Origin of the sequence: Sphingopyxis sp. LC81 (genome assembly GCF_000756375.1) — a bacterium.
Classification (GTDB): Bacteria; Pseudomonadota; Alphaproteobacteria; order Sphingomonadales; family Sphingomonadaceae; genus Sphingopyxis.
In genome coordinates, this window is the sequence record NZ_JNFD01000007.1 from 81,679 (window position 1) to 103,006 (window position 21,328).

Sequence of the window (21,328 nt, forward strand, 5' to 3'; positions counted from 1 at the left end):
CCTATCGTCCGGCCGCCATCGACATCTCGCGCAATTCCGTCCGCGCTCCGCGGAGAATTTCATAGGCCGAGTGCAGAAAGAGGGCGGCGATAATGGCGGCAACCGCGAGGTCGGGCCAGGCCTGACCCGTCCACGCAACGAGGCCCGCGGCGAAAATTACCGCCACATTGGCGATCGCGTCATTGCGACTGAACAGCCAAACCGCTCGGACATTGGCGTCGCCCTCACGAAACCGCGAGAGAACGCCGGCCGAAACGAGGTTGACGAGCAAGGCTGCGACACCGATGCCGCCCATCAATTCGGCTTCGGGAGGGACGGCCGTCAGTGCGCGCCACAGCGCGACGCCAATAACGCCAAGACCGAGCGTCAGCAGGAACAAGCCCTGTGCGAAGGCGATGCGCGTGCGCGCCAGCGCAGTCCAACCGATGGCGACGAGACCGGCCAAAGTGATCGTGCCATCCCCGATGAAGTCGAGCGAATCGGCCTTCAGCGCCTGGCTGTTGGCTATGAAACCGCCGACAATCTCGATCGCACCGAAACCGAGGTTGAGTATAACGACAATCCACAAGGCGCGGCGATAGGCCGGATCCTTCTCGGCGCGAACGGGGTCGCCCGTGCAGCCGCACGCATCGCCGCTTTCCGATTCTGCCGTCATCGATTCTTCGTCCTCATGTTGCCGCCCCCAAGGGTTTGTTTGATGCCTTCAACTTTGGAGACGATCAGCCTATACAATCTCCAGTCACTGGAGGATCAAGCACTTTATGACGAAGCGGCTCGCGATCGGCGATCTTGCCCGGCAGACGGGCACCAAGGTCAACACCATCCGCTTTTATGAGGAAATCGGACTTCTTCCCGAGGCACTCCGCACGCCCTCTGGGCGCCGGAGCTATGACACGGCCGATCTGCGTCGCCTTGCCTTCATTCGGCATGGCCGCCAGCTCGGCTTCTCTATTCCAGAGATACGCTCGCTGCTGGCACTTTCGGATCAGCCCGACCGGGACTGCGCGGATGCTGCGGCAATCGCGCGCGAACATCTTCACGAAATTGGCATTCGCATCGCTCGGCTTGAGACCTTGCGCTCGGCGCTGACTGATGTCGCGACCTCCTGCGAAGGGGGCCGCGCTGCCGAATGCCGAGTGATCGAGGCGATCGCGGGAACCGAACTGGCGATTTAGTCCGGTCGTCGGTTCGGACATGCTTCCGGCCATGAGACGCGGCGACAGGCGATCACTGCGTCCCATGGCTTCCGGTTCTGCTGTGCTACTGCGCCTTGCCGAGCTTGGTGATCGTCCCGGCCTTGCCGTCCCAATCGAGTTCGAACGCGACCTTGTCGCCCACCTTGATGTCCTTCAGCAGTTCGGGCTTCGCCGCAAACCCCATCGTCATCGGCGGCCATTCAAGTTCGGCGATCGCGCTATGATCGAGCGTCACCTGTCCTTTCGCGCTATCGATGGCGGTCACTGTTGCCGTGCCCTTGCCATGCTTGGTTTCGGCGGGCATCGCCATGGTCCCGGCATCATCGGCCATCGCGGCCTTTTCTTCGGCTTTGGGAGGTTCGCCTTGCTTGCCGCAGCCGGCGAGACCTGCACTGAGCGCGATGCCCAGCGCGATTGCAGTCAGTTTCTTCATGTCGTTTCTCCTTCGGGTTGAACGGGATGAGCCGCGCGCCTGCGCATCAGCAGATAGGCGGCGGGAATGATGAGCATCGACAGCAGCGGCGCGGTGAGCATGCCGCCGATCATCGGCGCGGCGATGCGGCTCATGACTTCGGAGCCGGTTCCGGTTCCGACGAGGATCGGGAACAGGCCCGCTAGGATGACCGCCACCGTCATCGCCTTCGGCCTCACGCGAAGCAGCGCGCCTTCGCGTACCGCGGCCAAAATGTCGTCGTCGCTGCGATCTGCGAGCGCATGCTTGAGATAAATGAGCATGACGACTCCGAACTCGGCGGCGACGCCGGCGAGCGCGATGAACCCGACCGCGCTTGCGACCGACTGGTTGTAGCCTAGCAGATAGAGCAGCCAGAGCCCGCCGGTGAGCGCGAAGGGCAAGGTCGCCATGATGAGCAGCGCTTCGTCCCAGCGGCGGAAGGTGAGGTAAAGCAGGACGAAGATGATCGCGAGCGTGACCGGGATCACGACCTTCATCCGCTCGGTCGCACGAACGAGGAACTCGAACTGACCGGTATAGGAGACGCTGACGCCGGGAGGCAGGTCGACCTCGCGCGCGATCGCCTGCTGAATGTCCTGCACCAGCCCCTGCAAATCGCGGCCGCGGCTGTCGACATAGATGAAGGTGACGGGGCGTGCATTCTCGCTGCGCAGCATCGGCGGCCCGTCGCTCACCCTGACGCTGGCCACCGTGCCGAGCGTGATCTGCTGGCGCGAGGGCGTCAGGACCGGAAGGCTCGCGAGTTCGCCGATGCTGTCGCGCAGCTCGCGCGGGTAGCGCACGCTGATCGGATAGCGCGCGAGCCCTTCGACCGTCTGACCGATCGTCTCGCCGCCGATCGCGCCCGATACGATCGCCTGCACGTCGGCGACGTTGAGACCGTAGCGCGCGGCGGCGGCGCGATCGATATCGACATCGATATAGCGCCCGCCGGTCAGCCGTTCGGCCAGCGCCGACGCGACGCCGGGGACGGTTTTGGCGACCGTCTCGATGCGCTTGGCGGTGCGGTCGATATCGGCGAGGTCGGAGCCTGCGACCTTGATCCCGATGGGGCTCTTGATTCCGGTCGCGAGCATGTCGATGCGGTTGCGGATCGGCGGGATCCAGAAATTGGCGAGCCCCGGAACCCGGACCCGCGCGTCGAGCTCCTCGATCAATTTCTCCTCGGTCATGCCGGGGCGCCACTGGTCCTTCGGCTTGAAGCGGATCGTCGTCTCGAACATCTCGAGCGGCGCGGGATCGGTCGCGCTGTCGGCGCGCCCCGCCTTGCCGAACACGCTCTCGACCTCGGGCACCGTCTTGATCAGCCGGTCGGTCTGCTGGAGCAGGCTCGATGCCCTTGCGGCCGAGATGCCGGGCAGCGCCGAGGGCATGTACAAGAGGTCGCCTTCGTGCATCTGCGGCATGAACTCGCCGCCGATCTGGGTTATCGGCCACAGGCTGGTGGCGAAGAGGAGGCCGGCGATCATGAGCGCCTTTTTCGGCCGTTCGAGCACCCAATCGAGTGCCGGGCGATAGATGCGCGTCAGCCAGCGATTGACCGGATTACTCTGTTCGGCGGGTATCTTGCCGCGGATCAGCCAGCCCATCAGCACCGGGATGAGCGTGATCGAGAGGATCGCGGCCGCCGCCATCGCATAGGTTTTGGTGAAGGCGAGCGGCGAGAAGAGCCGTCCCTCCTGGCCTTCGAGCGTGAAGATGGGAAGGAAGGAGAAGGTGATGATGAGGAGGCTGAGGAAGAGCGCGGGGCCGACCTCGGCGGCGGCGTCGGTGATGACGCGCCAGCGTTCGGTGCCTTTCAGCTCCTCGCCGGAATGATCGCGCTCCCAATGTTCGAGATGCTTGTGGGCATTTTCGATCATCACCACAGCCGCGTCGACCATCGCCCCGACCGCGATCGCGATGCCGCCCAAGGATAATATGTTGGCGTTGAGCCCTTGAAGCCGCATGACGATGAAGGCGATGAGGATGCCGAGCGGCAAGGTCAGGATCGCGACCAGCGCCGAGCGCGCGTGCCAGAGGAAGAGCGCGCAGACGAGCCCGACGATGATGAATTCTTCGACGAGCTTCGAGGTCAAATTATCGACCGCGCGGTCGATCAGCCCCGAGCGGTCATAGGTGGTGACGATCTCGACCCCGGGCGGCAGGCTGCGCTTGAGTTCGGCAAGCTTGGCGCGCACGCCGTCGATGACCTCACGGGCATTCTTGCCCTCGCGCATGACGATGACGCCGCCGGCGACTTCGCCCTCGCCGTTGAGCTCGGCGATGCCCCGCCTTGTGTCGGGCCCGATCTGCACCGTCGCGACATCGCCGACCGTCACCGGGATGCCGCCGCCGGCGGTGCGGATCGGCACGCTGCGGAAATCATCGAGCGACTTCAGATAGCCGCTCGCGCGGACGATATATTCGGCCTCGGCGAGTTCCAGGCTCCCGCCGCCGCTTTCCTGATTGGCGCGCTTGAGGGCGTCGGAGACCTCGCTTGCGGTCACGCCGAAGGCGGCAAGTTTCTGCGGATCGACGACGATCTGATACTGGCGCACCATGCCGCCGATGCTCGCGACCTCGGCGACGCCGGGAACCGCCTTGAGCTCGAAGCGCAGGAACCAGTCCTGGAGGCTGCGCAGCTCGGCGAGATCGTGGCGGCCGCTCTTGTCGACGAGTGCATATTCATAGATCCAGCCGACCCCGGTCGCGTCGGGACCGAGACTCGCGCGGGCACCCTCGGGGAGGCGGCTCTGCACCTGGCTCAGATATTCGAGCACGCGGCTGCGCGCCCAATAGGGATCGGTGCCGTCGTCGAACAGCACATAGACGAAGCTGTCGCCAACGAAGCTATAGCCGCGCACCACGCGCGCACCGGGCACGGAGAGCATCGTCGTCGTGATCGGATAGGTGACCTGATCCTCGACGATCCTCGGCGCCTGACCCGCATAGCTGGTGCGGACGATGACCTGAACGTCCGACAGGTCGGGCAGGGCGTCGACCGGGGTCGTGCGGACCGCGGCGATCCCGAGCAGCGTCAGGATCAGCGCCGCCGCGACGACCAGCCCGCGCGCCGCGACCGAGGCGCGAATGATGCGTGCGATCATTGCGCGGGTTCCAGCGGACGCACGGTGAGGCCGGTCAGGCTCGCTTCGGAGTCGAGCAGGAACTGACCTGAGGCGACGACCTTCTCGCCGGGAGCGAGCCCCTGCAATATCTCGGTCTTGCCGCCGCCCTCGCGTCCGGCGACCACCTCGGCGGGATGGTAACGCCCATCGCCTTTCTCGAGCATCACGATGCTGCGCGTGCCGGTGCGGATCACCGCTTCGCTCGGCACCAGCAGCGTGGGCTTGGCATCGCCGCCGAGCGCGACGACCGCGAACATGCCGGGACGGAGGCGCCCGCCGCGATTGGTGAGTTCGACGCGCACCGTCAGCGTCCGGCTGTCGGTCGATGCGGTCGGCAGGATGGCAATGACCCTGCCGGTGAAGATCTCGCCGGGGAAGGCGGTGAGCTTCGCGGTGGCGGGTTGGCCGATCTTCACCAGTCCGGCCTGCGCTTCGGGGAGCGCGGCATTGAGCCACACCGTTCCGAGCCCCGAGATTTCCGCAAGCGTCTGCCCTGTAGCGAGTGTCACGCCCGCGCGCGCGTTGAGCGTCTGGACGACCCCGCCGATCGGGGCGCGTACCGTCAGCCTGCCGCCGGTGCGTCCGCTCCGGTCGACTTCGGAAATTACCGCCTCGGGCATGCCCATCAGCCGCAGCCGTTGCCGCGCCGCCGCGGTGAGGTCGGGTTTTCCGAGCCTTTTGACGCTCAGATATTCGGTCTGGGCGCTGCCCCATTCGGGCAATTGCAGGTCGGCGATCGGCGCGCCGGCACCGATCACATCGCCGGGTGCGAGACGATAGACGCGCTCGACGAAACCGCCCGAGCGCGCTTGGACGATCGCGACGTCGCGCTGGTTGAAATCGATACTGCCGTTGACGTCGAAGGTCGCCGCCAGGCTGCCCATTTCGGCCGCGACCACCCTTATGCCGAGGCTTTGCCGCGCCGACGGATCGACCGACACGCCCGGCGCTGCGCCGCTGCCCTCGTCGGCATATTTGGGCTCGAGCTGCATATCCATGAAGGGCGACTTGCCGGGCTTGTCGAACTTCTGGTTCGGGAACATCGGGTCATAATAGTAGAGGATCTTGCGCCCGCTGCCGGCCGCCTCGGTTGGCGCATCGCTCTGGCCGCGCTGTCCCAGCCAGTAACCGCCGCCACCGGCGATTAGCACCGCGGCCAGGATTCCGGCGCGCCACCGCGCCGCTGATGTTGCATCGGTCATCGACCTGCCTCCCCATAGATAAAATTGATCCGGATCGCGTCGCGCGCGACCTCGGCTTCCCGCGCCAGCGCATCGACTTCGGCCTCCGCGAGCGCGAGGGTCGACAGCAGTGCCGTCCCGAGGTCGACCTTTCCGGCGGCGTAACTTCCCAGATCGAGTTCGGCGCGCTTCTTCGCGAGCGGCACGAGCCGCGTGCGTGCATTCGCGAGCTGCTCATGGTGCATGCGGTGATCGGCGAGATCGGCGTCGAGTGCCGCCGCGATGTCGCGCTTGGCGGCCTCGCGGTCGAGGCGCGCGCGCGTCGCTTCGCTGGCGCGCGCGGCGATCTTCGGGTCCTGCCGCTTCTTCGAGAAGAAGGGCAGATCGATGGTGACCCCGACCGTGACGAGGTCGCCATAATTGGGCTCGCGCCGCCCATAGGCCGCGTTGACGCTCCAGTCGGGGCGCTTGTCGGCGCGCGCGAGACCGGTCTCGGCATCGGCCGCGATGGCGCGGGCGTCGAGCGCCCTGAGCCTTGGCAGGGCGTCGATCCCGGCGCGTAATCGCTGCTCGTCGATCGTCTGCGGCGGCAGGTCGCCGAGCGTGTCGGCGGCGGGGTCGCCGGTGAAGCGGGCGAGCTGCGCGCGGGCGCGGGCGATCTCGGCGGCGAGCGCGCTGCGGCGATCGTTGATCGCGGCGCGAAGCTGGTCGGGTTCGAGCGCCTGCGCCGGGCGCGCCGCGCCGCTGGCCAGCCGCGCGGTCACCGTCGCTTGAAGGTCTTCGAGGCCGGCATCGAGCAGGTCGAGTTCCTTGAGGCGCTTCTTGGCATAGAAGAGATCGACCCAGGCGAGCGCGGTCGCGAGCCTGATATCCTGCGCGGTCACCGCTTCGTCGGCGCGGGCAATTCCGATGTCCGCCTGCGCGCGCGTCGCGCGCGCGCGGCGCTTGGCAGGGTTCGGAAAATCCTGGCTGACGCCGATCACCTGCATCGTGAAATCGTCACGATTGAACCGGCCCGCGTCGGGCCCGGTCACCGGGAAATCCTGCAGGACGACATTGAGCTTTGGGTCGGGCAAGCGGTCGGCCGCGATCGCCGCTGACCGCGCGGCGTCGACGCCGGCTTCGCGGCCCTGCAATTCGGGTGCCTCCGATGCCGCGCGGCCGAGCGCCGCATCGAGCGTCATCGGCTCGGCGCGAAGGGCCATAGGCAGCGCAAGCAAGGCTGCCGTAACAAATAGGCGCATGATGTTCCCCTGCAATGGGTTGGCAGAAGCCTCCCCGGCGAATCTACGCCGGGGAGGAAAGGCCGTCACCCTTGCGGGGGCATCCTGTGGTCGGCGGACATCTTCTTCATGCAGTCCGCCGGACTCACCGTCATCATGTCGCAGTCGCAATGCGCCATCTGTCCAGGCTTGTCCTTGACCCAGACACGAACCCGCGAGGTGGTGCCCGACTTGTTCGGTCCCGGCACCTGGCGGGTCTGCCATTCATAATGGCCGCCCGATGGCTCCTGGGCGAGAACGGGGGCGGCAAGCGTTGCTGCCGCGAGCGCGGCAACGGCAAAAATCGGTTTCATGTGGAATTCCTCGGTTGAAAAGGCAGGAAGCGCGCGCCGAAGCAATCCGGCGCGCATCATGCAGTTCAGCCGAGAATTAGCGGTGGATCGGGCTCGGGACCGAATGTCCGGCCATTCAGTCGCTGGATCGGAAGCGGATCGAGCAAGCCCGGCATATGGGTCGCCGCGGCGGTCGGCGTCGGCGGCGATACGACAGCGGGCGGGAGCGCGCAGCCCATTTTGGCGATGCAGTCGAGCGTGAGGCCGGCGCAGGACTTCTTGTCCTGCGATTTGTCGATCCCCATCATCTCGGCGCATTCGTCACTCATCCCCGGCGCCGCGATTGCGGTTTCGGTCATCGGAATAGCCGGTGCGGAGGCAAACGCAGCTTCCTGGGCCAGAAGGCCCAGCACGGCTCCGAAGAGGAGCAGGAAGGAAAGCCAGCGTTTCACGGTTGAAGCATGATCCTTGCTGAAATCATCGTCAAACGAATTTTCGGTTGTCGGGCGCGGGGCCCGGAGCGATCGGTCGACCCCGCGACGGCCTATCCGGGCGTCGAGACTTTCGGTTTGCGTGATGAACTGTGGAGGCTGATGATCTGCCATTTGCCGCCGGTCCATTTGAGGACGCTTGTTGCCACACCATCGCGCGCGACGGTCTCGCCGTCCGGAAGGACGATCGTGTAGGAGTAGGTTTCGGTGGCAATCGCAAGCTCACCTTCACCGCGCACTGCAACCTTATAGTCCCGAAAAGCGAAAGACTTGAAAGCCTTGAGTTCGGGCGCGAGATGATGGTCGCGATAATGGACAAAATTTCCCTCGACGCCTCCCGACTCGAATATCTGGGCATCGGGCGCAAACAGCGATTCGACGCCCGACAGGTCGCGGCCCTCGACCGCCTTCTTATATTGCGCGAGCGTCGCGGCTGCGGCTTGATAATCCGGGGTCGCGGCCGCGTGGGCGGGAATTGTCACGACCAGGACAAGCCCCATTGCTGCTGCAGTGAATCCTCTCATTCTTCGTCTCCCCTTTCTTGAGATCGATGGCAGCCAATGCCTAAACAAAATTCGAATCAGATCTTCACGAACCGCAGGCGCAGCGAATTGGCGATAACGCTCACCGACGAGAGCGCCATCGCGGCGGCAGCAATGATCGGCGAAAGCAGCAGTCCGAAGACCGGGTAAAGCACGCCCGCCGCCACCGGAATGCCCGCGACATTATAGGCAAAGGCGAAAAAGAGATTCTGGCGGATGTTCGTCATCGTCGCGTGGCTGAGGTGCCGCGCCCTTACAATCCCCAGGAGGTCGCCGCGTAGCAGCGTGACGCCCGCGCTCTCGATCGCCACATCGGTTCCCGAGCCCATCGCGATCCCGACGTCGGCCGCGGCGAGCGCGGGGGCGTCGTTGACGCCGTCGCCCGCCATCGCGACAATCCGGCCCTGCTCGCGCAGCCGCTGAACGACAGCACTTTTCTGGTCGGGAAGGACGTCGGCCTCCACGTCGTCGATACCGAGGCGGCGCGCGATAGCCTCGGCGGTGACTCGGTTGTCGCCGGTCAGCATGATGACCTTGATTCCAGCTTCACGAAGCGCCGCAAGCGCATCGCCGGTCGTTTCCTTGACGGGATCGGCGATCGCGATGACGCCGGCCGCCCGGCCATTGACCGCGATGTAGATCGCGGTTGCTCCATCGCCGCGAAGCCGGTCGGCCGCCTCGGAGAGGGTGCCCAGATCGACATCATATTCCTCGAGGAATCCCGCGTTACCGAGGACGATGGCCTTGTCGTCGACAACTCCCACGATGCCCTTGCCGACCGGCTGGTCGACTCCCGACGGTTCGACGAGCGCGAGCTTCCGGTCTTCGGCGGCTTTGACGATCGCTGCAGCGAGCGGATGCTCGCTGCTCCGTTCGAGGCTGGCGGCGATCCGCAGAAGGTCATTCTCCTCGAACCCCTCTCCGACTTCGACCGCGACCACCGAGGGTCTGCCTTCGGTCAGGGTTCCGGTCTTGTCGACTACCAGTGTGTCGACCTTCTCCATGCGTTCGAGCGCCTCGGCATTTTTGATCAGGACACCCGCCTCTGCGCCGCGTCCGACACCGACCATGATGGACATCGGCGTCGCGAGGCCGAGCGCGCACGGGCAGGCGATGATCAACACCGAAACGGCGGCGATCAGACCATAGGCCATGGCGGGCGCCGGGCCGACAACCGACCAGATTATGAAAGCGACGACAGCGACGACGATGACACCGGGCACGAACCAGCCCGAGACGGTGTCGGCAAGGCGCTGGATCGGCGCCCGGCTGCGCTGCGCGTCGGCAACCATCTGGACGATGCGCGCGAGCATCGTATCGCGTCCGACTTTCTCGCTGCGCATGAGCAGACCGCCGGTCTGGTTGATCGTGCCGCCGATGAGTGCGGCGCCAACATCCTTCGTGACCGGCATCGATTCGCCCGTAACCATCGATTCGTCGACAGTGCCGCGGCCTTCGAGGACGATCCCGTCGACCGGGACCTTCTCGCCCGGACGAATGCGCAAAATGTCACCCACCGCGACGTCGTCGAGCGCGACCTCTTCGTCGCCCCCGTCGCTGCGGACGCGCCGCGCGAGCTTGGGTGTCAGGTCGAGAAGGGCCCGGATCGCACCACTTGTCGTCTCGCGGGCCCTGAGTTCGAGGACCTGTCCGAGCAGCACCAGAACCGTGATCACGGCAGCAGCCTCGAAATACACTGCCACCGATCCATCGGTAGCGCGGAATGCGGCCGGAAAGATCTGAGGCGCAAGGGCGGCAAACATGCTGTAGCCCCATGCCACTCCCGTCCCCATTGCGATGAGGGTGAACATGTTGAGGCTCTTGTTGCGGATCGAAAGCCAGGCCCGCTCGAAGAAGGGCCAGCCCGCCCACAACACGACAGGGGTTGCGAACAACATCTGGATCAAGTTGCTCGTCTGGCGGCCGACATATTGATGAAGACCCGTCAAATGGCCGCCCATCTCGAGCGCGAGGACGGGCAATGCCAAAAGAAGCCCGACCCAGAATCGGCGTCGCATGTCGCGATATTCTTCGCTGGGACCATCCGATGCACTCGGCATGACGGGCTCAAGCGCCATGCCGCAAATCGGACAGCTTCCGGGACCGGCGCGCTGGATTTCGGGATGCATCGGACAGGTCCAGATGGCGCCCTCGGGTGCATCAGCGGTGGCCTGCTCGCGTTTTTCGGCATAGCGATCGGGATCGGCTTCGAATTTGGCGAGGCAGCCCGCACTGCAAAAATAATGATGTTCGCCGCCGTGCGTGGCAACATGCGGCGTGATGGCCGGATCGACCGTCATGCCGCATACCGGATCGGTCGTGCTCCCGCTGCTTTTTTCCGCGCCCTGATGATCGTGCATCGTCGCCGCTCCTGTCCACATCGGATGCCCGCATGATGGCGGGGCCGTCCAAACGCCGCAGGTCGAATACGCCGCTGGCATCCTTCCTGACGATTCCAGAATGTAACCGCTCCTATCGATACGCAAGAAAGGGGGTCATCCCTCGGATTTTCTTTGCCCCGTGCGACTAGGCTTGCTGCCGGGCGCGATTGCCTGCCATGGCGGACATGCTGCGCAAATTGCCGGAACCTTCCAGGTCGTGTCGACGACGAGGATCAATCGATAGGCCGGATGGCTTTCGAGGCAACTGCACGCGCTGTGCCATTCGTGCGACGCAGTGGGTCTCGAGCATGTTTGACCGAGCCAGCCGACGGTGTCGACAGTCAAACCATGTCGGTGCCGACGAACGGCTCGAGCGTGCCGAACCAGGCAACCAAAGCGAGTATGGCGAGCGCGGCCGACGCTTCGATGATCAGGCTCTTGCGCATCGCCGCGAGTGCCACTCCGGGATCAGTTTCGAGCCGCTCGGCATCCGCTCCCGGAACGGCGGCCGCGAGCGCAGGTGTCAGCCGCCAGCGGTTCGCCGCCGCGAGCACAAGCATCAATGCGAATAGCGCGAGCTTGGCGAGGAGCAATTGTCCATAGGGCGAACCGAGCGATCGTCCGAGATTTTCAGCGCCGATGATCATCTGGCTGTTGATGAGGCCGGTCGCGGCGATAACAAGGACGCAGATTGTCCCGACGCGAGCGAATTGATCGAGACTCCGCGCCGCGATCCGGATCCCATCCGGCGTTTCACCGATGTATTTGGGCGAGATCAGCAGCAGGAAAGAGCCGATCGCGCCAAGCCAGACTGCGGCGGCGATGAGATGCAATATATCGCTGACCCTGTGGACGGTGCCTGCACCGCCTTCGGTTGCACCCGCGTGGCCGGCCCATACGAGAGTCGCAACGGCCACCGAGCCGGCAAGGGCGAGTGTGGCGGCTGCAGCTGTCGGCCAGCGTATCAGCCAGATCGCGGCCGCCAGCGCGAGCAGGAGCGCCGCGCTCCGATAGATCCAGGCCGTCCCGACGTCGGTCTCGCGAACAAGATCCAGAAAGGGCTGAAGCTCCAGGGAAAGGAGTCCCACGCCCTGCATCGACGCCGCGAGCACGCCCATTCCGAGGATGGAGACGAGCAGCCCGATGGTGCAGAGCCATCGTTCTGCGCGCCAGATCGCGGCGATCATCGGCTGCAGACCAAGACGTTCGCTTCGTGTCAATGCATAGAGCGGAAACGCCGCAAGGCCGGCGATGAGCATCAGGTCCGCGTAAAGCGCGAACCTGATACCGATCAGGACGGGGTCGCCCACCGTCTTACTTGACGGTGAAGCTGAATTCGCTGCCCATACGGTGGGTGTCCGCGCCCGCCGCCGACCATTTGACCTTGTAGGTCCCGGGAGTCAGCGGTCGCTTGAGCATCAGCATCGCCGACTTGCCCTCCTTACCCATCATCGACGAGAAAGGCACCTTCATCGGTGCATGATTGGCCATGCCGGGCATCCCGGTCATGACGAGCTCGGTCTTGAGGGTCGAGGCGACGATCTTCTCGTTGAACTGGAGATTGATCGACGTCACTTTCGAGACGGTCGAGTTGGCCGCCGGCGTCGAGCCGACGAGCTTGGTGTGCGCGTTCGCTGCCGCCGGCGAGAGCGCCAGGACAAGAGCCGCTGCTGCAGAGGGGAGAAGTGACTTAAGCATGAGGACCTCCAATTGCGTACCTGTCCTGCTAATACGCAGGACGTCGGCATAGCCCTCAAATATTCTGGTGGAATATTCCGGCGTGAGGGGTGAAGCCCTTCGGCGCGTATGTACAATGATGGAAAGGTTTGAAGAGACGACAGATGGATAAGGAGCTTCGCATTTTGAACAGGATCGATCTGCCCGCGGCGCTCGACGCGCTCGACGATCGCATCATGGGCGCCTTGGTCATCCGCCGGCGCGAAGCGGTGGCGACGCGCCGCCTGATGGCGCTAGCAGCCTTCGTTTCGCTCGGCGGCGGTATTGTTGCCGGGAGCGCAATCTCGCAGCCTGCCGTTGCGGCGAGTCCGCTTGCTCCCTTCGGCCCGCCGAGTGCGCTTGCGCCTTCGACTTTGTTGGACGTGCGGTAATGGCATCTCGCCGCCTTCTTCTCATCGGGCTCATAGCCTTCGCTGCTGCGATCGCTGGTGTCTTCGTCGGGCGCACTGTGGCGGACGCGCCGAAAGCGAACGAGACCGAACTGCACGCGCTTCTCCACGGACAGCTCGATCTGACCGCAGAGCAGGAAATGAGGATCGAACAGATCGAAGCCGATTTTGCGAGCCGCCGCCGGGCGCTCGAGCTCGAGATGCGCGCCGCCAATGTCAGGCTCGCGCAGGCGATCGAGGCCGAGCATGGCTACGGGCCGCAGGTTACCAAGGCGATCGACGAAACCCACGAAGTCATGGGCGAGCTGCAAAAGGAAACGCTTAAGCATCTATTCGCGATGCGCGGGGTGCTGAGCCCCGAACAGGCGGAGATGTTCGACAAGAGCGTGGTCAAGGCGCTGACCGCCGATGCGCAGTGAGCGCCGACCTATCGCAATGTAGCGATCAGGAATTGGCGGCCTTTGCGCGCGTGCATCGCGAGGATGCATATCGCGAGCTGCTGCGCCGATACAAAACGAGCGTCTACAGGCTCATCGTCAAGCAAATCGGAGATGCCGACGAAGCGATGGACCTGACGCAGGAAAGCTTCGTCGCAGGCTTTTCTGCCCTCGACCGCTATGATGGCGAACGTCCTTTCCGCACTTGGATCGCGCGCATCGCGCTCAACAAGTGTCGCGATTGGGCGCGCCGTCGAAAAGTGCGTGCATTTTTTTCTCGCGCGCTCCCACTCGAGAGTGCGCACCAGGTAGCCAGCGATGGCCCTGCACCCGACTCCGAGGCGACCGACAAGCGAGAGCTTGCGCGGGTTCGCGGCGCGATCGACCAGCTGCCGCAAAATTTGCGCGAAGTCCTGATCCTGCGCGGCGTCGACGAGGTCAGCCAAGCCGAAACTGCGGAGATTTTGCGGGTCAGCGAGAAGACGGTTGAGACACGTCTTTATCGTGCGCGCGCCCGGCTCAAGGAATTGCTCGCGGGAACATCCGCAAGAGCACGGGGTTGACGTATCGACTGCTGGTTCTGTCGGCCGGTCCTTATTTCATGGCAATTTTATTGAGGGGCGGCCGTCTCGCCTGCGTATGGCTTTAGGAACAGTCAGTAACGGTCGGAAAGAATATGCAGATGGAAAGGCGTCGGTTCGTCAGTGGAGCTTTGGGCGGGGGTGCTGCCGCAGCGATGGCGGCATGGTTCCCGGCCTGGGCGCAGCCGGTGTCGTCCGGCATCACCGCGCCGCTTCCAACCGTATCCGGTAACGACATCACGCTGCGCATCGCGCGCCAGACGATGCGCATTGACGGCAAGATCAGCCGCGCGATCGGCATCAACGGCACCGTGCCGGCGCCGCTCGTCCGGCTGAAGGAAGGGCAGACAGCGCGCCTGACGGTCGTCAACGATCTCGACGAGGACAGTTCGATCCACTGGCACGGCCTGATCCTGCCGTTCCAGATGGACGGCGTGCCCGGGGTCAGCTTTCCCGGCATCAAGCCGCGCTCGAAGTTTGTCTACGAATTCCCGGTCGTTCAGTCGGGGACCTATTGGTATCACAGCCATTCGGGGCTTCAGGAGCAGCTTGGCCATTACGGGCCGATCGTCATCGATCCGGCGGGTGCCGACCCGATCGGTTATGATCGGGAGCATGTCGTCGTCCTGTCCGACCACAGCCAATTGTCGCCCGAGGCGATCTTCCGAAAGCTCAAGGTCAATCCCGGCCATTTCAACATGCAGCGCCAGACACTGTCGGGCCTGCTTGCCGGTAAGGACCAGCCGCTCAAGGAGCGGATCGATTGGGGCAAGATGCGGATGGATCCCACCGACGTCGCCGACGTCAACGGCTCGACCTACACCTTCCTCGTCAACGGCCACGGCCCGCGCGACAATTGGACCGCGCTCTTCAGCCCGGGTGAGCGCGTGCGGCTGCGTATCGTCAATGCGTCGGCAATGACGATCTTCAACGTCCGCATCCCGGGGCTCCGAATGACCGTCGTGCAGGCCGACGGGCTCAATGTCGTGCCGACCGAGATCGACGAGTTCCAGATTGCCGTCGCTGAAACCTACGACGTCATCGTCACCCCGGTCGAGGATCGTGCTTATACGCTCGTTGCAGAGGCCAATGACCGCTCGGGCATGGGGCGCGCGACGCTCGCGCCGCGCGCCGGGATGGTCGCCGAGGTGCCGCCGCTACGCGAACGGCCGCTCGCGACGATGAAGGACATGGGCATGGGTGACATGTCGGGTGGCTCGATGGCGGGAATGGACCATTCTGGCGGCGGCGACGCGGGCGCGATGCCGATGCCTGCTGGCGATCCTTCCTGTCCTCCCGAACATGCCAAGATGGGGCATTGCACGCCTGCCGGCGAGAGCGATGCGATGGCGGGCATGGATCATGGATCGGGCGGCATGCAGCACAGCATGCGCGACTTCAGTGTCGCCCCACAGGTCAAGCGCGATCCCAGCGTCCAGACGATCTCGCCGATGCCGATGGATCGCATGGGCGAGCCGGGGCAGGGTCTCGAGAATGTCGGGCACAAGGTTCTGACCTATCACGATCTGGTGGCGCTCGAACGCAATCCCGACGTGCGCGCCGCCTCGCGCTCGCTCGACATCCATCTCACCGGCAACATGGAGCGCTTCATGTGGTCGTTCGACGGGGTGAAGATGTCCGACCATCACGAACCGATCCCCTTTATCGAGGGCGAGCGCGTGCGGATCAACCTCATCAACGATTCGATGATGAGCCACCCGATCCATCTGCACGGCCATTTCTTCGAGCTGGTGACGGGGAAGGGCGATCGCTCGCCGCGCAAGCATACGGTGCTCGTCCAGCCGGGCGGGACCGCGAGCTTCGATTTCACCGCCGACGCGCTCGGCGACTGGGCGTTCCATTGCCATCTTCTCTATCATATGCACGCCGGGATGATGCGCGTTGTCAGCGTCCGTCCGAAGGGAGACAGCGAATGACCCGGGTCGCGCTCCTCCTCGCCGGCATCGCCCCGCTGACCTTTGCTGTGCCTGCCGCATCGCAGTCGATGGATCATTCGATGCACGGTGCGACACCCGCGCCGACACCCACACCCTCGCCAACGCCAGCGCCCGTAGCGCAGCCCGCGACCGAAGCGCCGGCTGGAGGATCGATGGAGCAGATGGACCATGGGAGCATGCAGGGCATGGACATGGAGCCCGAGGCTTCAAGCTGCCTGCCCGAACATGCCGCAATGGGTCATTGTACGCCGGAGCCGGAGTCTTTGGACAAGGGCGCTTCGGACATGGGTACAATGGATCATCGCGCACCGCAGCCGTCCGATCCCGATTGTCCGCCCGAACATGCCAAAATGGGCCATTGCACGCCGAAGGACACAGCCGCTGACCCCATGCCCGGAATGGAAACTATGGCGACGACTGTGGGCGCCAGCGGCACCGACTTGCCGCCGGGCGATGCCACGGCGCCTGCACCACCCGGCGACTGGTATGCCGACCGCATTTACCCCAAGGCCGAAATGGAACACTCGCGCCATGATATGATGAAGGAGAATGGCGCGCAGACCATAGCATTCATCAGCTTCAACCTCGCCGAGTATCAGGCTCGAAAAGGACGCGACGGTTTCCGTTGGGACGGCGAAGCCTGGTATGGCGGCGACATCAACCGGCTGACGCTCAAGAGTGAGGGCGAGGGTGTGTTCGGCGAAGGCATCGAGGGCGCCGAGATACAGGCGCTCTACAGCCGGGCGATCGGACCCTATTTCAATGCGCAAGCGGGTATCAGGCAGGATTTGGGCCCCGGCCCCGACCGGACCTATGCGACGATAGGCTTCGAGGGGCTCGCGCCCTATTGGTTCGAGGTCGAGGGTGCGCTGTTCCTGTCGAACAAGGGCGACCTGCTCGCCCGGCTCGAAGGCTATTACGACCAGCGCATCACCCAGAAGCTGATTCTCCAGCCGTTGGCCGAATTCAATTTCGCGCTGCAGGACGTGCCCGAGACCGGCGTCGGTTCGGGGCTTTCGGATCTCGAACTCGGGCTTCGCCTGCGTTACGAAATCGTGAAGGAGTTCGCTCCTTATGTCGGCGTCGAATGGGCGCGCAAGGTCGGCGACACCGCCCGTTTCGCTCGCGCCGCGGGCGAGGATGCGAGCGGCGTCAGCCTCGTCATGGGGGTGCGAGCCTGGTTCTAGAAGTTTCGCGGGGTGGCGACACGTCGAGGAGAAATGCCGTGAAACCAGCCTATCGCAGCCTCGCGCTGCAGACGATCGTCAGCGGCGTCATCATGTATCTGGTGATGTTCGTCATGATCGACCGCCTCTCGAGCTTCTACAACAATCTGAACATGCTCTACATGACGCTGATGATGGTCTCGCCGATGGTGGTGCTGATGATCGTAGCGATGCCGGACATGTTTCCGTCGAAGCGATTCAATACGCTTTTGCTGCTCGGCTCGGCTGTTGCTTTCTTTGGGAGCTTCGCGTTCATCCGGACGCAGACCACCATCGGTGACACGGCCTTCCTGCGTTCGATGATTCCGCACCATTCGGGCGCGATCCTCATGTGTGAACAGGCTTCTCTCAAGGATGCCGAAGTCCGCGAACTCTGCCGCGGTATCATCGCGGGGCAGGCGGCGGAAATCGAACAGATGAAATCCATTCTCGCGAGGAAATGACATGAAGATTCCTATGACGCGCCGCCATCTTCTTGGTCTGGTCGCGGCTGGATCCGTGACGGCGCTTGCCGCGTGCAGTTCTGCCTCGAGCCCGCCAGCAGGCGGCGAGAAAAATGGCGCGGCGCACGAACCTGGGGTCGATACGGCGAACGTCAGGCAGATGCTCGTCTATCGCGATCCCGAATGCGGCTGCTGCGAAGCCTGGGCGGATATCGCACGCAAGGCGGGTTATGATGTGATCGTTGAGAATCGCTCGGACATGGCCGCCGTGAAGGCGCGATACGGTGTGCCTGGCCAATTGGCGTCGTGCCACACGGCAATAATCGGCGGCTATGCAATCGAGGGTCATGTGCCAATGCGGCAAGTCGCGAAGCTCCTTGTCGACAAGCCGCGCAACATTCGCGGAATCGCGGTCCCAGGCATGCCGCGCGGCTCACCGGGAATGGAAATGCCGGACGGAAGCGTGGACGCATTCGAAGTGATGGCGTTCGGCAGCGACGGCAAGGTTTCCGAATTCCGCGCATGACCTGCCGACACGAATGAGGAGACAGATATGGCGAGATACATTCCGCTGGCGAGCGCTGCCGTGCTGATATTGGCTTTGGCAGGATGCGGCACCGAGCCTGCGCAGGAGAGCGACGTCGCGCCGGAACAGGGTGAGGTTAGTGCCGGCGAGCCCCCAGCAATGGTCGAGACCATTCCTGTTGCGGATGAGACGCCCACCGCATCTGCCCCGGCGGCGCCGACCGACAAGGCGGTGCCTCCGGAGAATTCCCGCCGCAAGCAAGAACCTGCCGCGAAGGCTACTGTGCCGCCGCGGACAAAGGCAGTGCCCGAAGCGCCGAAACCTGTCGAACCCGAACCCGACCCTCATGCCGGGCACGATATGGATAAAAAATAGGGGCATGTGCCGACGCGGCTGTCGCCCGGGGCGATCAAGGACAAACTGCGCGATGTGCGCGGCATCGCCGTGCCCGGCATGCTGCGCTGCGAAAGATATAACCATATGGAATAACCATCTCGTTTATAGCGATGAGTCGTGATTATTTCTGGTCATGCCAAGGCCGCGAAGATAGCTCGGTGGCGAAGCCGAGAGCTTTCGCAAACGGGAGGGGACCATGAGGAAATTGCTTCGCACGAGTGGCTCGATTGTCGCCGTCCTGGCAGGCATGGCGGCCACCGCCGCCTTCGCGCAGGATAACGCCAAAGAGACGCCGGAGCCGGGTGCCTCCCAGGGCGACATCGTCGTGACGGGCACGCGGCGGAACGATCTTAAAGCGGCTGATTCGGCTCAGCCGATCGACATCATCTCCGGCGCCGAATTGCTTGAGAAGGGCACGGCCGATATGAACGACCTCCTCCGCACAGAGGTCCCGTCGCTCAACGTCCAGCGCCTCGTCAGCAACGACGGCGCCGTTTTCACCCGGCCTTTCTCGCTGCGCGGCCTGCCGCCGGACCAGACGTTGGTGCTCGTGAACGGCAAGCGGCGCCATCGCGGCGCGACGGTCCAGTTCACCAATGTTCCCTATATCCGAGGATCGCAGGGACCGGATCTTTCGGCGATCCCCTCGATTGCGATCGGCCAGCTCGAAGTTCTGCGTGACGGCGCGTCGGCGCTCTATGGATCGGATGCGATCGCGGGCGTTCTCAATTTCGGTCTGCGCCGCGATCGCGAGGGCGGATTGCTGATCGCCCGCTACGGTCAATTCTACAAAGGCGATGGTGAGGATTTCCTCGTTCAGGGCAATGTCGGGCTTCCCTTCACCGACGCCGGCTTCGTCAACATCAGTGGCGAATATGTGAACGCCAGCACGACGTCGCGCGGTATCCAGCGTCCCGACGCGCAGGCGCTCATCGATGCCGGAGTTCAGGATGTCCCGGTCCCGGCGCAGCGCTGGGGAAATCCCGAATCCGAGGCGGCGCGCATCTTCGTCAACGCAGGCATCGAATTGTCGGACGAGATGGAATTCTACACCTTCGGCAACTATAGCTGGAGCCGGGGCACGACGGCCTTTTTCTACCGCAACCCCAATGCCAGCTTCATTTCGACCTCGATTCCGCTCACCAATACGCCCGGAGGACAGCGATTCAGCTTCCGCCAGCTCTTTCCCGGCGGCTTTACCCCGGATTTCGGCGCGACGGTGACCGATGCCGCGCTCGCTGCCGGCCTCAAGGGCGAATTCTCTTCGGGCCTGACCTATGACCTCAGCGCTTCCTATGGTCAGAATCATGCGTCCTATCGGATCGACAACACGGTCAATCCGTCGCTTGGACTGACCTCGCCGACGTCGTTCAAGCCGGGACAACTCGAACAGCGCGAACTCGCCTTCAACCTTGATCTCACATACCCGATTGCCGTCGGCACCGCCGATCCGCTGACGCTTGCCGGCGGTCTTGAGTATCGGCGCGAGACATATGAGATCACGGCCGGCGACATCGCATCATGGCAGGTCGGACCTTTTGCGTCGGTCATCGATCCCGATACCGGCAACCGCGTTGGATTGCCCGTCGGCTCGAATGGCTTCCCGGGCTTCAGTCCCATCCAGGCGGGTGAATTCGCGCGCAGCAACTGGGCCGCCTATACATCGCTCGAAGGCAATCTCTCCGACGCGCTCCAGTTCGGCCTTGCTGGCCGCTACGAAAATTATTCGGACTTCGGCTCGAAATTCACATGGAAGATCAACGGGCGATATGATTTCTCGGACGTCTTCGCAGTCCGCGGATCGGTCAACACCGGCTTTCGCGCGCCGACACCGGGCCAGTCAAACGCCTCGCAGGTCCAGACCAACATCGACTCGATAACTGGGGCGCCGCTGACCGCTGGCATCATCGCGCCCAACAATCCGGTCGCGCAATTCTTCGGCGCGACGCCGCTTCGGCCTGAGAATTCGTTCAACTTCGCCGGCGGCATCGTCGTGAAGCCCTCCAATCGCATTACCTTCACGCTCGACTATTTCAACATCAAGGTCGAAGATCGGATCGCCGTATCGGGCAATTTCAATCTCACCCCGGCGCAGCGGGCCCAACTCGCGGCGCTTGGCATTCCCGGTGGGGATTCCTTCCAGCAGGTGAGCTTCTTCACCAACTCTTTCGACAGCCGCACCCAAGGCGTCGATGCGGTACTCACCGTGGGCTTCGACCTCGGCGGCGGCAAGGCCACACTCGGCCTCAACGGCAATTATACCAAAACCGATGTCATCAAGGCCTCGCCCGTGATCACCGCGGACCGCGAGCGGCTGCTCGAACTCGAGGGCTTCGTTCCGAAGTGGAAGGGCAATGCGTCCTTCACCTATGCAGGAGAGCGCTTCGGTTTCGTCGCGCGTGCAAATTATTACGGCAAATGGACCGACTATGGCGCGGTGCCGACCGCCGACCAGACGGGCGGCGCCGAACTGCTGGTCGATCTCGAGCTGTCCTACAAGGTCAGTGACATGCTCAAGCTTGCGATCGGCGGCGAGAATGTCTTCGATAATTACCCCGACGTCGAGGCGCGGCAATCCCAAATCAACAATGGGATCCGTTATCTCCGCTTCGCGCCGACCGGGTTCAACGGGGGATTCTGGTACGTCCGCGCGACCGCGTCCTTCTGATCGGTGGCCGTGAGGGCCGTGCGGCGACTTGTGTCT

The 21,328-nt window shown here is 63.9% G+C and carries 21 protein-coding genes; 10 read left to right on the plus strand and 11 right to left on the minus strand.

Annotation, left to right across the window (positions count from 1 at the left end; genetic code table 11):
• Position 1 precedes the first annotated feature (1 nt).
• Positions 2–655 (minus strand): cation transporter, encoded by a 654-nt coding sequence (locus FG91_RS04435; protein WP_037512475.1) that lies wholly within the window; start codon positions 653–655, stop codon positions 2–4.
• 106 nt (positions 656–761) lie between these two features.
• On the opposite strand from FG91_RS04435, the gene FG91_RS04440 reads away from it, so the two are divergent.
• Positions 762–1,175 carry a MerR family transcriptional regulator gene (locus tag FG91_RS04440; protein WP_037512479.1) on the plus strand — a complete coding sequence of 138 codons (414 nt, stop codon included), beginning with the start codon at positions 762–764 and terminating at the stop codon, positions 1,173–1,175.
• An 85-nt stretch (positions 1,176–1,260) separates the two neighbouring features.
• Here FG91_RS04440 and FG91_RS04445 read toward each other — a convergent pair whose 3' ends face one another.
• The 10 genes from FG91_RS04445 to copC form a co-directional block, all read right to left on the minus strand.
• Complete coding sequence (locus FG91_RS04445; protein WP_037512485.1) at positions 1,261–1,629, minus strand: copper-binding protein; 369 nt, start codon at positions 1,627–1,629, stop codon at positions 1,261–1,263.
• On the minus strand, positions 1,626–4,760 hold the full coding sequence (locus FG91_RS04450) for an efflux RND transporter permease subunit (protein ID WP_037512492.1): 3,135 nt from the start codon (positions 4,758–4,760) through the stop codon (positions 1,626–1,628). Before FG91_RS04450 ends, FG91_RS04445 begins: the two co-directional genes overlap by 4 nt.
• Entirely contained in the window at positions 4,757–5,983 is a 1,227-nt protein-coding gene (locus tag FG91_RS04455) for an efflux RND transporter periplasmic adaptor subunit (protein ID WP_037512496.1), read from the minus strand. The genes FG91_RS04450 and FG91_RS04455 overlap by 4 nt, the downstream gene beginning before the upstream one ends.
• A complete protein-coding gene (locus FG91_RS04460) occupies positions 5,980–7,206 on the minus strand; it encodes a TolC family protein (RefSeq protein WP_037512498.1) in 1,227 nt (408 codons plus the stop codon). The genes FG91_RS04455 and FG91_RS04460 overlap by 4 nt, the downstream gene beginning before the upstream one ends.
• Before the next feature lie 65 nt (positions 7,207–7,271).
• On the minus strand, positions 7,272–7,538 hold the full coding sequence (locus FG91_RS04465; RefSeq protein WP_037512806.1) for a hypothetical protein: 267 nt from the start codon (positions 7,536–7,538) through the stop codon (positions 7,272–7,274).
• A 65-nt stretch (positions 7,539–7,603) separates the two neighbouring features.
• Complete coding sequence (locus FG91_RS04470; protein WP_037512500.1) at positions 7,604–7,969, minus strand: hypothetical protein; 366 nt, start codon at positions 7,967–7,969, stop codon at positions 7,604–7,606.
• A gap of 92 nt (positions 7,970–8,061) precedes the next feature.
• Positions 8,062–8,532 carry a YybH family protein gene (locus FG91_RS04475; protein ID WP_037512502.1) on the minus strand — a complete coding sequence of 157 codons (471 nt, stop codon included), beginning with the start codon at positions 8,530–8,532 and terminating at the stop codon, positions 8,062–8,064.
• A 56-nt stretch (positions 8,533–8,588) separates the two neighbouring features.
• Positions 8,589–10,910, minus strand: coding sequence for a heavy metal translocating P-type ATPase (locus tag FG91_RS04480; RefSeq protein ID WP_037512504.1), 2,322 nt, complete (start codon positions 10,908–10,910; stop codon positions 8,589–8,591).
• Positions 10,911–11,272: 362 nt separating this feature from the next.
• Positions 11,273–12,241 (minus strand): copper homeostasis membrane protein CopD, encoded by a 969-nt coding sequence (gene copD / locus FG91_RS04485; RefSeq protein ID WP_037512506.1) that lies wholly within the window; start codon positions 12,239–12,241, stop codon positions 11,273–11,275.
• Positions 12,242–12,245: 4 nt separating this feature from the next.
• Entirely contained in the window at positions 12,246–12,629 is a 384-nt protein-coding gene (gene copC, locus FG91_RS04490; RefSeq protein WP_037512508.1) for a copper homeostasis periplasmic binding protein CopC, read from the minus strand.
• 164 nt (positions 12,630–12,793) lie between these two features.
• On the opposite strand from copC, the gene FG91_RS04495 reads away from it, so the two are divergent.
• From FG91_RS04495 to FG91_RS04530, 9 genes are all read left to right on the plus strand, one after another.
• A complete protein-coding gene (locus FG91_RS04495; protein ID WP_152567999.1) occupies positions 12,794–13,039 on the plus strand; it encodes a hypothetical protein in 246 nt (81 codons plus the stop codon).
• Positions 13,039–13,476, plus strand: a complete 438-nt coding sequence (locus FG91_RS04500) for a periplasmic heavy metal sensor (protein ID WP_037512512.1) — start codon at positions 13,039–13,041, stop codon at positions 13,474–13,476. Before FG91_RS04495 ends, FG91_RS04500 begins: the two co-directional genes overlap by 1 nt.
• Complete coding sequence (locus tag FG91_RS04505) at positions 13,473–14,057, plus strand: RNA polymerase sigma factor (RefSeq protein ID WP_037512513.1); 585 nt, start codon at positions 13,473–13,475, stop codon at positions 14,055–14,057. Before FG91_RS04500 ends, FG91_RS04505 begins: the two co-directional genes overlap by 4 nt.
• Positions 14,058–14,170: 113 nt before the next feature.
• Positions 14,171–16,012: a copper resistance system multicopper oxidase gene (locus tag FG91_RS04510; protein WP_037512514.1), complete on the plus strand. Its 1,842-nt coding sequence runs from the start codon at positions 14,171–14,173 to the stop codon at positions 16,010–16,012.
• Complete coding sequence (locus FG91_RS04515) at positions 16,009–17,220, plus strand: copper resistance protein B (protein WP_037512515.1); 1,212 nt, start codon at positions 16,009–16,011, stop codon at positions 17,218–17,220. The genes FG91_RS04510 and FG91_RS04515 overlap by 4 nt, the downstream gene beginning before the upstream one ends.
• Before the next feature lie 92 nt (positions 17,221–17,312).
• A complete protein-coding gene (locus FG91_RS04520) occupies positions 17,313–17,702 on the plus strand; it encodes a DUF305 domain-containing protein (protein ID WP_235211952.1) in 390 nt (129 codons plus the stop codon).
• Position 17,703: 1 nt separating this feature from the next.
• Positions 17,704–18,228, plus strand: a complete 525-nt coding sequence (locus FG91_RS04525) for a DUF411 domain-containing protein (RefSeq protein ID WP_037512517.1) — start codon at positions 17,704–17,706, stop codon at positions 18,226–18,228.
• Between the two features lie 27 nt (positions 18,229–18,255).
• Complete coding sequence (locus tag FG91_RS21650) at positions 18,256–18,603, plus strand: hypothetical protein (protein ID WP_152568000.1); 348 nt, start codon at positions 18,256–18,258, stop codon at positions 18,601–18,603.
• Between the two features lie 217 nt (positions 18,604–18,820).
• Positions 18,821–21,292, plus strand: a complete 2,472-nt coding sequence (locus FG91_RS04530) for a TonB-dependent receptor plug domain-containing protein (RefSeq protein ID WP_037512519.1) — start codon at positions 18,821–18,823, stop codon at positions 21,290–21,292.
• Positions 21,293–21,328 lie beyond the last annotated feature (36 nt).

What these genes read in the sequence shown, in the direction of transcription:
- FG91_RS04435 (WP_037512475.1), bottom strand. Translation starts at nt 655, where the DNA reads ATGACGGCAGAATCGGAAAGCGGCGATGCGTGCGGCTGCACGGGCGAC.
- FG91_RS04440 (WP_037512479.1), top strand. Translation starts at nt 762, where the DNA reads ATGACGAAGCGGCTCGCGATCGGCGATCTTGCCCGGCAGACGGGCACC.
- FG91_RS04445 (WP_037512485.1), bottom strand. Translation starts at nt 1,629, where the DNA reads ATGAAGAAACTGACTGCAATCGCGCTGGGCATCGCGCTCAGTGCAGGT.
- FG91_RS04450 (WP_037512492.1), bottom strand. Translation starts at nt 4,760, where the DNA reads ATGATCGCACGCATCATTCGCGCCTCGGTCGCGGCGCGCGGGCTGGTC.
- FG91_RS04455 (WP_037512496.1), bottom strand. Translation starts at nt 5,983, where the DNA reads ATGACCGATGCAACATCAGCGGCGCGGTGGCGCGCCGGAATCCTGGCC.
- FG91_RS04460 (WP_037512498.1), bottom strand. Translation starts at nt 7,206, where the DNA reads ATGCGCCTATTTGTTACGGCAGCCTTGCTTGCGCTGCCTATGGCCCTT.
- FG91_RS04465 (WP_037512806.1), bottom strand. Translation starts at nt 7,538, where the DNA reads ATGAAACCGATTTTTGCCGTTGCCGCGCTCGCGGCAGCAACGCTTGCC.
- FG91_RS04475 (WP_037512502.1), bottom strand. Translation starts at nt 8,532, where the DNA reads ATGAGAGGATTCACTGCAGCAGCAATGGGGCTTGTCCTGGTCGTGACA.
- FG91_RS04480 (WP_037512504.1), bottom strand. Translation starts at nt 10,910, where the DNA reads ATGCACGATCATCAGGGCGCGGAAAAAAGCAGCGGGAGCACGACCGAT.
- copC (WP_037512508.1), bottom strand. Translation starts at nt 12,629, where the DNA reads ATGCTTAAGTCACTTCTCCCCTCTGCAGCAGCGGCTCTTGTCCTGGCG.
- FG91_RS04500 (WP_037512512.1), top strand. Translation starts at nt 13,039, where the DNA reads ATGGCATCTCGCCGCCTTCTTCTCATCGGGCTCATAGCCTTCGCTGCT.
- FG91_RS04510 (WP_037512514.1), top strand. Translation starts at nt 14,171, where the DNA reads ATGCAGATGGAAAGGCGTCGGTTCGTCAGTGGAGCTTTGGGCGGGGGT.
- FG91_RS04515 (WP_037512515.1), top strand. Translation starts at nt 16,009, where the DNA reads ATGACCCGGGTCGCGCTCCTCCTCGCCGGCATCGCCCCGCTGACCTTT.
- FG91_RS04520 (WP_235211952.1), top strand. Translation starts at nt 17,313, where the DNA reads ATGTATCTGGTGATGTTCGTCATGATCGACCGCCTCTCGAGCTTCTAC.
- FG91_RS04525 (WP_037512517.1), top strand. Translation starts at nt 17,704, where the DNA reads ATGAAGATTCCTATGACGCGCCGCCATCTTCTTGGTCTGGTCGCGGCT.
- FG91_RS21650 (WP_152568000.1), top strand. Translation starts at nt 18,256, where the DNA reads ATGGCGAGATACATTCCGCTGGCGAGCGCTGCCGTGCTGATATTGGCT.
- FG91_RS04530 (WP_037512519.1), top strand. Translation starts at nt 18,821, where the DNA reads ATGAGGAAATTGCTTCGCACGAGTGGCTCGATTGTCGCCGTCCTGGCA.